Origin of the sequence: Actinomadura atramentaria DSM 43919 (genome assembly GCF_000381885.1) — a bacterium.
GTDB classification, from domain to species: domain Bacteria; phylum Actinomycetota; class Actinomycetes; order Streptosporangiales; family Streptosporangiaceae; genus Spirillospora; species Spirillospora atramentaria.
Genome location: NZ_KB907219.1, coordinates 206,129 through 219,854, shown reverse-complemented (window position 1 = coordinate 219,854; position 13,726 = coordinate 206,129). Strand labels below are relative to the sequence as shown.

The 13,726-nt window shown below is 73.6% G+C and carries 13 protein-coding genes; 4 read left to right on the top strand and 9 right to left on the bottom strand.

Going from position 1 to position 13,726, the window contains the following annotated elements; translation table 11 throughout:
• Positions 1-314 precede the first annotated feature (314 nt).
• Both G339_RS0125460 and G339_RS0125455 read left to right on the top strand, forming a co-directional pair.
• Positions 315-860, top strand: coding sequence for a DUF1707 and FHA domain-containing protein (locus G339_RS0125460; RefSeq protein WP_019633892.1), 546 nt, complete (start codon positions 315-317; stop codon positions 858-860).
• A gap of 41 nt (positions 861-901) precedes the next feature.
• Positions 902-1,996, top strand: a complete 1,095-nt coding sequence (locus tag G339_RS0125455; protein WP_019633891.1) for a pyridoxal-phosphate dependent enzyme — start codon at positions 902-904, stop codon at positions 1,994-1,996.
• Here the strand turns inward: G339_RS0125455 and G339_RS35280 are convergent.
• Together G339_RS35280 and trhA are read right to left on the bottom strand one after the other, a co-directional pair.
• A complete protein-coding gene (locus G339_RS35280; RefSeq protein ID WP_019633890.1) occupies positions 1,981-2,508 on the bottom strand; it encodes a PH domain-containing protein in 528 nt (175 codons plus the stop codon). The two genes, G339_RS0125455 and G339_RS35280, sit on opposite strands and share 16 nt — an antisense overlap.
• Before the next feature lie 11 nt (positions 2,509-2,519).
• Entirely contained in the window at positions 2,520-3,185 is a 666-nt protein-coding gene (gene trhA / locus G339_RS0125445; protein ID WP_019633889.1) for a PAQR family membrane homeostasis protein TrhA, read from the bottom strand.
• Positions 3,186-3,390: 205 nt separating this feature from the next.
• Here trhA and G339_RS0125440 point away from each other — a divergent pair, with 205 nt between their 5' ends.
• Positions 3,391-4,302 carry a TIGR03619 family F420-dependent LLM class oxidoreductase gene (locus G339_RS0125440; protein ID WP_019633888.1) on the top strand — a complete coding sequence of 304 codons (912 nt, stop codon included), beginning with the start codon at positions 3,391-3,393 and terminating at the stop codon, positions 4,300-4,302.
• Here G339_RS0125440 and G339_RS0125435 read toward each other — a convergent pair.
• On the bottom strand, positions 4,299-4,739 hold the full coding sequence (locus tag G339_RS0125435) for an Lrp/AsnC family transcriptional regulator (RefSeq protein WP_026341766.1): 441 nt from the start codon (positions 4,737-4,739) through the stop codon (positions 4,299-4,301). The genes G339_RS0125440 and G339_RS0125435 overlap by 4 nt on opposite strands.
• Before the next feature lie 112 nt (positions 4,740-4,851).
• Positions 4,852-5,877 carry a LacI family DNA-binding transcriptional regulator gene (locus G339_RS0125430; RefSeq protein ID WP_019633886.1) on the bottom strand — a complete coding sequence of 342 codons (1,026 nt, stop codon included), beginning with the start codon at positions 5,875-5,877 and terminating at the stop codon, positions 4,852-4,854.
• A 109-nt stretch (positions 5,878-5,986) separates the two neighbouring features.
• Here G339_RS0125430 and G339_RS35275 point away from each other — a divergent pair, with 109 nt between their 5' ends.
• On the top strand, positions 5,987-7,270 hold the full coding sequence (locus G339_RS35275) for an ABC transporter ATP-binding protein (RefSeq protein WP_033324283.1): 1,284 nt from the start codon (positions 5,987-5,989) through the stop codon (positions 7,268-7,270).
• A gap of 81 nt (positions 7,271-7,351) precedes the next feature.
• Here the strand turns inward: G339_RS35275 and G339_RS0125420 are convergent, their stop codons facing one another.
• The 5 genes from G339_RS0125420 to G339_RS0125400 all read right to left on the bottom strand — a co-directional run bounded on the left by G339_RS0125420 (position 7,352) and on the right by G339_RS0125400 (position 13,649).
• Positions 7,352-8,290, bottom strand: a complete 939-nt coding sequence (locus G339_RS0125420) for a carbohydrate ABC transporter permease (protein ID WP_019633884.1) — start codon at positions 8,288-8,290, stop codon at positions 7,352-7,354.
• Entirely contained in the window at positions 8,287-9,666 is a 1,380-nt protein-coding gene (locus G339_RS0125415; protein WP_019633883.1) for an ABC transporter permease subunit, read from the bottom strand. The genes G339_RS0125420 and G339_RS0125415 overlap by 4 nt, the downstream gene beginning before the upstream one ends.
• A gap of 101 nt (positions 9,667-9,767) precedes the next feature.
• Positions 9,768-11,084 carry an ABC transporter substrate-binding protein gene (locus tag G339_RS0125410; protein WP_019633882.1) on the bottom strand — a complete coding sequence of 439 codons (1,317 nt, stop codon included), beginning with the start codon at positions 11,082-11,084 and terminating at the stop codon, positions 9,768-9,770.
• Positions 11,081-12,310 (bottom strand): ABC transporter ATP-binding protein, encoded by a 1,230-nt coding sequence (locus tag G339_RS0125405; RefSeq protein WP_019633881.1) that lies wholly within the window; start codon positions 12,308-12,310, stop codon positions 11,081-11,083. Before G339_RS0125405 ends, G339_RS0125410 begins: the two co-directional genes overlap by 4 nt.
• A 229-nt stretch (positions 12,311-12,539) precedes the next feature.
• On the bottom strand, positions 12,540-13,649 hold the full coding sequence (locus G339_RS0125400) for a M24 family metallopeptidase (protein ID WP_019633880.1): 1,110 nt from the start codon (positions 13,647-13,649) through the stop codon (positions 12,540-12,542).
• Positions 13,650-13,726: the final 77 nt, after the last annotated feature.

Below are 13,726 nucleotides of genomic sequence, written 5' to 3'. Positions count from 1 at the left end.
GGGTCTTGTAGGGCACCCGCAGGCCCCCTCGTAGACAGCCGAACCCAGTCGCGGGGGTGCCCCGAGGCGAAGCGAAGCGAGCGAGGGCGCCCCCGCGGACGGCGAGTAACCGAAGGGGGGTACCGGCGGGCGCACGGCCGCGAGCCGCCAGGCGAGCGGCCGGGCGCGCGCAGCGCGAAGGGCCGCACCGCAGCGGAGCGCCAGCGGAGCGAGGATGCGGCGCTCCGCGCCGCGGGGGGTGTGGGGGGTCGACCCCCCACAGGCGGCAAGAGTGGGGGGTCGCCCCCCCACAAGTGGTAGGGGATACTCACGACATGGACGGTCGGAACGCCTTTCCCCTGCGGGTCTCCGACGCCGAGCGCGACCGGGTCCTGCGGGTGCTCGCCGACCATGTGGCGGAGGGTCGCCTGTCGAGTGACACGTTCGAGCACCGGATGGGTCGGGCGCTGCGGGCGCGCAGTGACGGTGAGCTGCTGGATCTGATCAGCGATCTGCCGCCGACGAGCCGGGTGACGCGCCGTCTGACGGGGTTGATCTCGCAGGTGTCGCTGGTGACGGCGCGGTTGGAGGAGGCGTGGCGGGCGCCGCGGCTGCCGAGGTTCACGCTGCCGCCGGCGGGGCTGGCGCGGGTGCTGGTGGGCCGCGCGCCGGGCTGCCAGCTCACGTTGACGGACCCGACGGTGTCGCGGATGCACGCGGAGATCCACCGGTCTCCCGGCGGGGACCGCTGGACGGTCCACGATCTGGGGTCGATGAACGGGACGCGGGTGAACGGGCACCGGCTGACGGGCCCGGCGAGGCTGCGGCCGGGCGACGAGGTCGCGTTCGGCGACATGCGCTTCATCACCGCCGCTCCGTGAGGCACCGCCGCCCCTGACCGTCGATCCGGTTGAATACCGGAATGCCCGACACCGAGCCCGCTCCCCCGGCGCGCTGGGCGGCGGCGGCCCTCCGCCTGCTCGACGCGGACCGCGACACCACTCCCCCGACCCCGCTGCGTCCCGTCCCGACCGGCCACGACGGCGTCCGGATTCTGCTGAAGGACGAGTCGGCGCTCCCGGGCGGCACCCTCAAGCACCGCGCGGCCCGCGCGATGCTGCGGCACGCCATCGCCAGCGGCCGGATCACCGAGAACACCCCGCTGGTCGAGGCGACGGGCGGCGGGGCCGCGCACGCCCAGGCGGCCCTCGCCAAGCGGCTCGGCCTGCCCTACACGGCCGTGCTCCCCGGCGAACCCGATCCAGCCCGCGCCGCCCCGCTGCATGATCTCGGCGCGGACTGCCGCTTCGTCACACCGCCCCTGGCGATCTACGACGCGGCGCGGCGGCTCGCGGCGGAGACGGGCGGCTGCTTCCTGGACCAGTTCGCCGCCGCCGAACCCGCGATCGACCGCGCGGGCGACGACCTCGCCGCCGAGCTGTTCGACCAGGCCCCCGACGCGTCCTGGGTGGTCGCCGGAATCGGGACGGGCGCGACGGCCGCGTCCCTCGGCCGCCGCATCCGCACGCGCGGCCTGGCCGCCCGGCTCGCCGTCGCGGACCCGGAGAACTCCGCGTACTTCCCGGCGTGGACGCTCGGCGCACCGGACTACGCCACCGGCATGCCGTCCCGGATCGAGGGCATCGGCCGCCCCCGCGTCGAGCCGGGCTTCCTGCCGGGCCTGTACGACCTGGTCGTCCCCGTCCCGGACGCGGCGAGCGCGGCGGCGGCGCGCGCGGCCCGCGCCGCGACGGGCCTGCCGGTCGGCGGCTCCACCGGGACGTGCCTGTGGGCGGCCCTGCACCTGGCCGCCCGCCTGCTGCGCGAAGACGGCGGGACAGGCGGCGGGACGGTCGTCGCGGTCCTCGGCGACGCACACCCCCGCCACCTGAAGACCGTCCACGACGACGCGTGGTGCGCCGCGAAGGGCCTGGACCCGGCACCGTTCGCCGCGGCGATCGACCGGTTCACCGGCGGCGGCCCCTGGGAGCCGCCGGGCGGTCAGCGGGCGCCGTAGCCGGGCCCCGCCCGGTGCCGGGCCTGCTCCTCGTCCACCGCCTGGAAGATTTTCGCCTTGAACCCCTCGGGGTCGGGCACGCGCTTGAGCCGGAGCATCCCGTGCTCGGACGCCGACTGCACGTCCAGCGTCCCGTACCGCATGATCCGCTCCCACAGCGTCGACCGGAACGCGACGTCGTTGACGCGCGCGAGCGGGATGCTGTGGTCGGTCTTGGTGAGGAACCCCTTGCGGACGTAGATCCGCTTGGTGGTGAGGACGTACACCTCCGCGCGCCAGCGCAGCAGCGGGATCAGCCAGAGCCACGCCGACGCGAGCACCGCGAGCCCGAGCACGACGAACCCCGCGATCCGCCCCCAGTCCTCCCCGAACGGGATGAACCACGCCAGGACGCCCGCGACGGCCCAGATGACCACGAGCGCGAACACCTCTTCGATCATCTCGGTCCAGTGCCGCCGCGTGGCCAGCACCAGCGATTCGTCGGGGGCGAGATACCGGTCAGCGAAACCCATGCCGGGCATCCTTACACAGCGCGGTAGACCACGAAAGAAACAGCGATGTACTGCAGCACGTAGGCCGCGATCGTGAACGCGTGGAACACCTCGTGGAACCCGAACCAGCGCGGCGACGGGTCGGGCCGCCGCAGCCCGTACACCAGTCCCCCGACGCTGTAGAGCACGCCGCCGATGGTGACGAGGACGGCGACGGCCGTGCCCGTCCCGTCGATGAACTGCGGGACGAAGAACGCCGCGACCCAGCCGAGCCCGATGTAGAGCGCGGTGTAGAGCCAGCGGGGCGCCCCGACCCACAGGACGCGGAACAGCACCCCGGCGAGCGCCCCGCCCCACACGACGGACAGGACGAGCGCGCGCGCCATCCCGTCGAGGATGAGGTAGGCGAACGGCGTGTACGTGCCCGCGATGATCAGGTAGATGTTGGCGTGGTCGAAGCGCCGCAGGACCTCGCCCACGCCCGGCGACCACCGGCCGCGGTGGTAGAACGCCGAGACGCCGAACAGCAGGGCCGACGTCAGCGCGTACACCGCGGCGCACAGCCGCGCCGACTGGGTCGGGCCGAGCGCCACCATCAGCACCCCGGCGACGAGCACCACCGGGAAGGTCCCGGCGTGCAGCCAGCCGCGGAGTTTCGGCTTGACCGCCTGGGCGAGCTGTTCCACCGGACGCCGCATCGACACTCCCTCCGACCGAGAAGACGGCTTGAGCGTACCGATTCCGCCTGCCGCCGAACCGGTGATTCCCGGCACGCTCGCATGATCACTCAAGCCCCGGCCTTGACATTGTAAGGTTCGATCCGGTGTCCGGGAAGCGGGCATGATGGGGTGATCGTCCCCCGCCGGGAAGACGGCGCGGGCGCAGCGGGCAGGAGGTCCCCGGATGCAGATCGGGTTCGCCGTCCCGGTGTCGGGCCCCTGGGCGACGCCGGAGAACCAGGCGGCTCTCGCCCGCGAGGCCGAGGCCGCCGGGTACCGCTCCCTGTGGACGCTCCAGCGCCTCGCCAACCCGGCCGCCTCGACCGACACGACCTACCGCGACGTCCCCGACCCGCTCGTCACGCTCGGGTACCTCGCCGCGCTGACCGGGCGGATCAGGCTCGGCGTCGCGATCGTGAACCTGCCGTTCGTCGCTCCCCCGCTGCTCGCCCAGCAGGCCGCGACGCTCGACCGGGTCAGCGCGGGCCGGCTCGACCTCGGCCTCGGGATCGGGTGGATGCCCGAGGAGTTCGCGGCGGCGGGCGTCCCGATGGCCGGGCGCGGCGCCCGCGCGGACGAGTTCGTCGCCGTCGTGCGCGAGCTGTGGGCGCACGGGACGGCGGAGTTCCACGGCCGGTTCTACGACTTCCCGCCGATCGCCGTCGGCCCCGCGCCCGTGCAGCGCCCCGGCCCGCCGCTGCTGCTCGGCGGCACCGCCGACGCCGCGCTGCGCCGCGCGGGCCGGATCGCGGACGGCTGGATCAGCTCCAGCCGCGCCGACCTGACGGCGATCGGCCGGTCCGTCGGCGTCGTCCGCGACGCCGCCGCCGACGCGGGCCGCGACCCGGGCGCGCTGCGGTTCGTCTGCCGGGGCGCGGTGCGCGTCCGCGACGGCGCGGGCGGCGACCGCGCCCCGCTGACCGGCTCGTTCGACCAGATCCGCGACGACTTCGGGCGGCTCGCGGAGCAGGGCGTCACCGAGCTGTTCGTGGACCTGAACTTCGACCCGGAGATCACCGCGCCGGACGCCGACCCGCGCCGCTCCCTGGACCGGGCGCGGACGGCGCTGGCGGAACTCGCCCCGGACGCCGGCTAGACGGGCGGGCGGCGGCCCTCCCACGGCGTGCTGAGGACGACGGTCGTGCGGGTGGCGACGTTCGCCGCCGCGCGGATGCGCTGCAGCAGGTCCTCCAGCGCGTTCGGCGACGCCACCCGGACCTTGAGGATGTAGCTCTCGTCCCCCGCGACCGAGTGGCACGCCTCGATCTCGGGGATGTGCTCCAGCCGGTCGGGCGCGTCGTCGGGGGCCGCCGGGTCGATCGGCTTGATCGAGACGAACGCCGTGAGGGGCAGCCCGATCTGCTCGTGGTCGAGCCGGGCCGCGAACCCCAGGATGAGGCCGCGTTTCTGCAGCCGCCGCACCCGCTGGTGAACCGCCGACACCGACAGTCCGGTCTCGCGCGCGAGGTCGGTGAAGCTCATCCGCCCGTCATCGGCGAGAAGGCGCATTATCTGGCGATCAGTCTCCTCCACCCGGAGAATCTAGCGTGATCCGGGACATCTCGCCGCCGCTCCGGACGATTCGCCCGCCCGGCCGCGCGTCCGCCTTCCCCGCAGGTGGCGGGCACCGCCGTCGCGTCGGCCGTCAGCGCGGGCCGCGGGCCTGCCGGGGCGGGCCGCAGCTCCCCCGCACGACCAGTTCCGCGGGCAGCGGCGCGGGCGCGGCCGGACGGCGCGCGCGGTCGCGCAGCAGCAGGTCGCAGGCGCGCTGGCCCATCAGGCGGGCGGGCCGGGCGACGGCGGTGAGCGGCGGGTCGCACAGCTCCGCCCACGGCACGTCGTCGACCATCGCGATGGACACGTCCCCGGGGACGCGCAGGTCGAGCTCGCGGGCGACCAGCACGGCGGCCTCCCCCAGCAGGTGCCCGGACGCGACGACGGCGGTGACGTCCGCGCGGCTCTGCAGCAGCCCGGCGGCGGCCGCGTAGGCGCTGTCGCGGTTCGGCCGGGCGGGGACCGCCACCGCGTCCCGCTCGTCCGCCCCGGCCTCGCGCAGCGCGGCGCGGAACGCCCGCTCCCGCACGCCGGGCGCGGCTCCGGGCGCGGCCGCGCCGAGGAACGCGACGCGGCGGTGCCCGAGCCCGGCCAGGTACTCCACCAGGACCCGCACCCCGGCGGCGTCGTCGGCCAGGACGGACGGGATTCCGGCCGCGCCGGGCAGCACCCGGTCGGCGAACACGACGCCGCAGGCGCGCGCGACGTCCGCCCAGGCGGCGGCGTCGGCGGGCGTCGCGGCGGCGGGCACGGCGACGATCCCGTCGACCCGCTGCTCGGCGAACCGGGCGGCGGCGGCCGCCTCGCGCGCGGGATCGCCGCCGGAGACGTCCAGCAGCACGTGCTCGCCGTGGTCGCGCGCGCCCGCCAGGACGCCCTCGGCGAGTTCGGCGGCGAACGGGTCGTCGAGGCCGGGCAGGACGAGCCCGATCCCGGCCGCGCCGCGCGTCTTGAGGCTGCGCGCGGCGGCGCTCGGCCGGTAGTCCAGCGCGCGGGCGGCGGCGAGCACGCGTTCGCGGGTGGCCGCGCCGACGGGGCCGTTGCCGGAGAACACGCGGGAGACGGTCGCGATGCCGACGCCCGCGGCCGCCGCGACGTCCTTGATCGTCGCCGCCATCCCCGCACCCCTTTTCTGAAAACGTTTCCATAGTTTTGACTCAGGTTCTGCCAGATGAGCCTACCGGTTCACCCGGCGACTGGAAACGTTTCCATACAGAGGGGGCGGGATGGCCGCAATCGTGCTCAGCGGCGTCGACAAGGTGTACTCCGGCGGCGTGAAGGCCGTGGACGGGCTCGACCTGGAAATCCGCGACGGCGAGTTCATGGTGCTGGTCGGCCCCTCGGGCTGCGGCAAGTCCACCGCGCTGCGGATGATCGCGGGCCTGGAGGAGATCAGCGGCGGGACGGTGTCCATCGGCGAGCGGGTCGTCAACGACCTGGCCCCCAAGGACCGCGACATCGCGATGGTCTTCCAGAACTACGCGCTCTACCCGCACATGACCGTCGAGAAGAACCTGGAGTTCGGGCTCCGGCTGCGCGGCGTGTCCAAGGAGGAGCGGCGCCAGAAGGTGCTGGAGGCCGCCAAGATGCTCGGCCTGGAGCAGTACCTGTCGCGCAAGCCCGCCGCGCTGTCGGGCGGGCAGCGGCAGCGCGTCGCGATGGGCCGCGCGATCGTCCGGGAGCCGCAGGCGTTCCTGATGGACGAGCCGCTGTCGAACCTGGACGCCAAGCTGCGCGTGTCGATGCGCGCCTCGCTCAGCCAGCTCCACGCCCGCCTCGGCGTCACCACCGTCTACGTCACCCACGACCAGATCGAGGCGATGACGCTCGGCACCCGCGTCTGCGTGCTGCGCGAGGGCCGCCTCCAGCAGGTCGACACGCCGCAGCGGCTGTTCGAGGACCCGGTGAACCTGTTCGTCGCCGGGTTCATCGGCTCCCCCGCGATGAACTTCGCCGCCGCCCGGCTGGCGGCCGCCGACGACGGGATGACGGTCTCGTTCGCCGGGTACACGCTCCCCGTCCCGGCCGAGCGCATCGCCGAGCGGCCCGCGCTCGTCGACTACGCCGGCCGGGACGTCATCGTCGGGGTGCGGCCCTCGGACTTCGAGGACGCCGCGCACGCCGCCGAGGGCTGGGCCCCGATGCGGGTCACCGCGAGCGTCACCGAGGAGCTGGGCAGCGAGATCAACGTGATCTTCACGATCGACGCGCCGCCCGTCGAGCACAAGGACACCGCCGACCTCGCCGACGACGCCGTGGACGGCGAGGACGGCGCGGCGATCCCGCTCGCCGAGGACAAGGCGCTGTGGACGGCCCGCGTCAACTCCCGCTCGCGCGTCCGGCCCGGCGACGCCGTCGAGGTCGCCGTCGACACCCGGCGCCTGCACTTCTTCGACCCGGCGACCGGTCTGGCGATCGGCCCCGTCGCCGAGGACGAGGACGCGGACGGCGCCGAGCCGGCGGAGGACGCCGCCGGGGACGCGCCGTCCCTGGAGAAGAAGACCGCCTGAATACCGCTCCCCCGCAAGAGGACCCCGGATCAGTGTGCGATCCGGGGTCCTCGCCCGTCCGGGCTCAGTACGGGGCGGGCGTCACTTCACCGACCCGGCGAGCACGCCCTGCACGAAGTAGCGCTGGAAGGCGAAGAACACCACCAGCGGGACGAGCAGCGAGATGAACGCGCCGGGCGCGAGGATGTCGATGTTCCCGGAGAACTGCCGCATCTGCGACTGCAGCCACTTGGTCATCGGCTGCGACCCGGTGTCGGCGAACACCAGCGACACCAGCAGGTCGTTCCACACCCACAGGAACTGGAAGATCCCGAGCGAGGCGATGGCCGGGCCGCCGAGCGGGAAGATCACCCGCCGGAAGATCGTCCACTCCGAGCCGCCGTCCATCCGCGCCGCCTCCAGCAGGTCGCGCGGGATCGCGGCGAAGAAGTTGCGCAGCAGGAAGATCGCGAACGGCAGGCCGAACGCGACGTGGAAGAGCACGACCCCGACGATCGACCCGAACATGTGGAACCCGCCGACGCGGATCTCCCCGTACAGCTTGGCGACCGGCACGAGCGCGACCTGCACCGGCACGACGAGCAGCGCGACGACGACCAGGAACAGCCAGTCGCGGCCGGGGAACTCCAGCCACGCGAACGCGTACGCGGCGAGCGAGGCGATGACGACGACCAGCACCGTCGCGGGCACCGTGATCAGGACGGTGTTCCAGAACGAGTCGACGAAGTCGCCCTTGCCCAGCAGCGAACTGTAGGACGAGAACGTGAGCTGCGACGGTTTGCTGAACACCGTCCACCAGCCGCTGGACCCGTTGTCCTGGTTGGAGCGCAGCGACGCGACGAACAGCCCGAGCGTCGGGACGAGCCAGAACAGCGCGACCAGCACGAGCACGACCTGCGCGACGCCGCCGCCGACCCGGCCGACGACCCGCGCGGCGACGCTCCGGCGCGGCGCGCCCGCCGCCCCGTCCGCCGCCGGGACCTCGGCGGAGTCCTTGGTGAGGGAGTCCTCGGTACTCATTTCCGCTCCTGCCGGAGACGCCGGATGTTGAACAGCATGGCGGGCAGCACCAGCAGGAACAGCAGCACGGCGATGGCGCTGCCGGTCCCCTGGTCGCCCTCGCCGAACGACTTCGTCCACATCTGCAGCGCCAGCACGCTGGCGTTGGGATCGCCGCCGCCGATGATGAAGACCAGGTCGAACACCTTCAGCACGTTGATGACGAGCGTCACCAGCACGACGGCCAGGACGGGCGCGAGCAGCGGGATCGTGACGCGCCGGAACACCTGCCACTCGGTCGCGCCGTCCACGCGCGCCGCCTCCAGCGCGTCGCGCGGGATCGCGGCGAGCCCGGCGGCGATGAGGACCATCGCGAATCCGGACCACACCCACAGGTACGCGCCGATGATCGCCGGGGTGATGAGGGTGCTGCCGAGCCATTCGGCGCCGCCGTAGGCGGCGGTGAAGTTGTCCTTGGGGAGCCGCAGCGTGTACGACCCGGGGGGCACCTCGGCGAGGGTGAACGTCCCGTCGGCACGGGTCTCGGTCGACGCGACGACCTTCCCGCCGCGGAGCGCCTGCACCGTCACGCCGGGCAGTCCGGACTCGGTCGGGTCCACGGCGTTCGGCGTGCCGCCGCCGCCCTTGGTGAAGTCGAACCAGACGGTCCCGGTGATCTGGCCGGGCTTCGCCGCCGGCGCCGTCCGCGCCGGGACGGGCTTGTCGGGCAGGTACTCGGGTTTGACGCGCAGCAGCGGCAGCAGCGCGCTCCCCCCGGCCTCGACGGGCTTGGTCGTGACGACGGGGACGCCGTCGCCGCTCCCCTCCGCCCGCACCGGCTGGTCCTGCCCGGCGCGCGGCCCCGCGCCCGGGTAGGCGGTCTTCCCGGCGAAGGTGTCGTGGACCGCGACGACGGCGGCGTTCGCCACGCCCTTGTCCGGGTCCTGCTCGTACACCAGCCGGAAGATCACGCCGGAGGCGAGGAACGAGATCGCCATCGGCATGAACACCACGAGCTTGAACGCCGTCGCCCACCGGATGCGCTCGGTGAGCACGGCGAACAGCAGGCCGATGATCGTGACGATCGTCGGCGCGACCACGACCCACACCGCCGTGTTGCGGACGGCGACGAGGTTGTCGTGGCCCTTGAAGACCCCGGTGTAGTTGTCGAGGCCGTTGAAGTCGCCGGAGGCGTCGAAGAAGCTCCGGACGACGGAGTACACGATCGGGTAGACGACCAGGAAGCCGAGCAGCAGCAGCGCGGGCAGCAGGAAGCCCCCGGCGAGCCAGGACGGGGGGTTCAGCCCCTCCCGGCCGCCGCGCCGACCGCGCCGCCCGCCGGCCGCGGCGTCCGCCGCGGCGGCGGGCGGCGGCGCGTCCTCTTGCCGAGCCATCATTGCGGGTTCCTCACCTCGGGCCGTTGCGTGGGCCGTTCCGCGGGCCGTCCGGCGGGCGCGCGGCGCGCCGCGCGCCCGCCGGACGGGTCAGCCGCGCCGGGTCACTTGAAGGCCTTGGCGGCCTCGTCCTCCAGGCGCTGCTGCGTGCCCTTCACGTCGGAGGGGTGCTGCACGAAGTAGCGCAGCGCCTCCCACTCGCCCTTGCCGGGGCTGCCGCCGAACGCGGCCGGGGCCAGGTCCGACATGTCGTAGCGGGCGGCGTCCCCGGCGGCCTGCATCTGCGCGATGAGCTGCTTGGCGACCGGGTCGCTGTAGGAGTCCGGCGGGACGTTCTTGTTCGGCGACAGGTAGCCGCCGATGCCCGCCCACGTCTTGCCCGCCTCGGGGGAGGCGAGGAACTTCATCAGCGCCATCGCGCCCTTGCCGTCCTTCATCGCCACCGCGACGTCGCCGCCGAGCAGCGCGGGGGCGGTGCCGCCGGCCTTGGGGAACGCGAACACCTTCGCGTCGGTGCCGACCTTGGCCTTGGTGGTGGCGATGTTCGCCGCGGCGAAGTCGCCGCCGTAGACCATCGCGGCCTTGTTCGAGCCGAACACGTCGGTGACGGACCCGTCGAACTTGGTCTTGGTGGCCTGCGCGAGGCCGCCCGCGAGGAAGTCCGGCTTGCCCCACACCTGCGCGAGCGTCTGGAGGGCCTTGGCGACGGACGGGTCCGTCCACTTGATCTCGTGCCCCGCGAGCTTGTCGTACAGGTCCGGGCCCGCCTGCGAGAGGTAGACGTTCTCGAACCAGTCCGTCAGCGTCCAGGAGTCGCTGGACGCGGCGGCCAGCGCGAACGGGGTGGTGCCCGCGTCCTGCAGCGTCCCGGCGTCCTTCACCAGGTCAGCCCAGGTGGCGGGCGGCTGCACGCCCGCGTCCGCGAGCGCCTGCGGCCGGTACCAGATGATCGACTTGTAGGCGGCCTTGGCGAGGACGCCGTAGGTCTTGCCGTCCGCCGAGCCGAGGTCCTTCCAGTACGGCGAGAAGTTCTTCTGCACCTCGGTCACGACGTCGTCGGCCAGCGGCTTGAGCTGGCCCTTGGCGGCGTACTGCTGCAGCAGGCCCGGCTGCGGCAGGATCGCGACGTCCGGCGGGGTCTTGGCCTCCAGGCGCGGGCCGAGGTAGGCGTCGGTGTCCTCGCCGGTCGAGGCGTAGGTGACGGTCGCGCCGGTCTGCTTCTCGAACTGCGCGAGGACCTTGCGGAAGTTCTGCTCCTCCGGCCCGGTCCACTTGGCGGCGACCTCGATCTTCACGCCCTTCAGCTCGGTGCCGCCGGACGCGCCGCCCTTGTCGCCGTCGTCCCCGCCGCACGCGGCGGCGGCCGACGCCACCAGCCCCGCCGCCGCGGCCGCGGCGACCAGGCGTCTGCTGATCCTCATTCGTCGTCCTTCCTGGGCGCACCGGCGGCCGATCCCCAGATCGACGCGCCGGTCTCGATGTCGAAGAAGTGCAGGCGACCGGTGTCCACGCGGACGGTGACCGGATCGCCGACGGTGACGCCGGTGCGCGGGCTGAACCGGCCGACGACGTCCGTGCGGGGCGCCGCCGCGGACCCGCCGGGAACGTCGGCGCCCGCGTCGCGGGCCAGCTCCCGGGTGTCCTCGGTGACGACCTGCGCGGCCGCCACGGTGAAGTGGACGAGCACGTCCGAGCCCATCGCCTCGACGAGCTCGACGGTCGACGTCAGCGTCGCGCCGCCGGGCGCGCCGGCCAGTTCGGCGTCCTCCATGTCCTCGGGCCGGACGCCGACGACGACGTCGCGGCCGAGGCGGTCCGCCAGCGCGGGCCGGGCCGAGAGGACCTCGCCCGGCAGTTCCAGCGTCTGGCCGCCGATCTCGACCCGCGGGTTCGCCGCGGTGCCGGTCAGCGTGCCGTGGATCAGGTTCATGGCCGGCGATCCGATGAAACCGGCGACGAACAGGTTCGCCGGCCGGTCGTAGAGCTCCTGCGGCGGGGCGACCTGCTGCAGTTCGCCCCGCTTCATCACCGCGACCCGGTCCCCGAGGGTCATCGCCTCGGTCTGGTCGTGGGTGACGTAGAGGGTGGTCACCCCGAGGTCCCGCTGCAGGCGGGCGATCTGGGCGCGGGTCTGGACCCGCAGCTTGGCGTCGAGGTTCGACAGCGGCTCGTCCATCAGGAACGCCTGCGGCTCCCGGACGATCGCGCGCCCCATCGCCACCCGCTGCCGCTGCCCGCCCGACAGGTTGCGGGGCTTGCGGTCCAGGTGGTCGGTCAGGCCGAGGATGCGCGCGGCCTCCTCGACCTTCTCCCGGATGACCTTCTTGTTCATCTTGCGCAGCGACAGCCCGAACCCGATGTTGTCGCGGACCGACAGGTGCGGGTACAGGGCGTAGCTCTGGAACACCATCGCGACGTCGCGGTCGCGGGACGGGACGCGGTTCACCACGCGCCCGCCGATGGACAGGGTGCCCTCGGAGATCTCCTCCAGGCCCGCGACCATCCGCAGCGCCGTCGTCTTCCCGCACCCGGACGGGCCGACGAGCACCAGGAACTCCCCGTCGGCGATGGTGAGGTCCAGACCGGTCACGGCGCGCGTTCCGTCGGGGTACACCTTCCCGACTCCCGTCAGGACGACCTCTGCCACGGCGTCTCCTCTGCGTCCGGCGCGGACCCGTCCGGACCGGACCCGCAACCTTGCGAACATGCGTTCGTAACCCGGGGGGAACAATGTCTCAAAGCACTACAGGGCGCTAAGGTCGCCCCGCAAGGGTGATCAAGGGCAGGTAACCCTATTGGTGCAGATATCGTTATGTGTAGACGTGCGAACGGGCTCCCGACCGGAGGGTCGGGAGCCCGTTTTGTATGGCTATGGGTCAGTCGACGATGACTATGTCGCGCGGCGTGTGGTTGACGCTCTCGTGCCCGTCCTCGGTGCAGATCAGGATGTCCTCGATCCGCGCTCCGTGCGGGCCCGGGTAGATGCCCGGCTCGACCGAGAACGCCATCCCCGGCTCCAGCGGCTCGGCGTTGCCCGCCACGACGTACGGCTCCTCGTGCGTCTCCAGGCCGATGCCGTGGCCCGTGCGGTGGACGAAGAACTCGCCGTAGTCCGCGCCCGCGATCACGTTCCGCGCGGCCGCGTCCACGTCCTGCGCCGCCACGCCCGGCCGCACCGCCGCGCGCGCCGCCCGCTGCGCCTCGCGCAGCACCGCGAAGTACTCCCGGTACTCGGCGGGCGGCTCCCCCACGCAGTAGTTGCGGGTCGAGTCCGAGCAGTACCCGCTCGGCATCTGCCCGCCGATGTCCACCACGACGGGCTCGCCCGCGCGGATCACCCGCTCGGTCGGCTCGGCGTGCGGGTTCGCGCCGTTGGGGCCCGAGCCGACGATCACGAAGTCCACGCTCGTGTGGCCCTCGTCGATGATCGCCGCCGCGATGTCGCGCGCGACCTCCTGCTCGGTCCGGCCCGCCTTCAGCAGCTCCGGCACCCGCCGGTGGACGCGGTCGATCGCCGCGCCCGCCGCGCGCAGCGCCTCGACCTCGGCCGGGCTCTTGCGCATCCGCAGCTCCCGCAGCACCCCGCCCGCCGCGACCTGCTCCGCGCCGGGCAGCGCCGCGCGGAACCGCAGCGCCATCACCGCCCACATCCGGTCGGCGAGCGCGACGCGGCCGACGCCCGCGGGCAGCCGGGACGCGACGAGCGCGTACGGGTCGTCGGTCTCGTCCCAGGCGACCAGCTCGATCCCGAGGCCGCCCGCCGGGGACGCCTGCGCCGCCGGCAGCTCCAGCCGCGGCACCACCAGGAACGGCTCGCCGTCCGCGGGCACGACCAGGCAGGTGAGCCGTTCGAGCTGCTTGGCGTCGTACCCGGTCGCGTACCGCAGGTCCGGCCCCGGCGTCAGCAGCACCGCGCCGAGCCCGGCGGCCGCCGCCGCGTCCCGCACCCGGCCGACCCGCTCCCGCGGATACAACTCCGTCGTCACATCCGTCTCCTTCTCCTCGCGGCGGTCGCCCCGCCCGTCCCAGCATCCCAAAGCGCGGCAGGTCACCGGCACGCCAG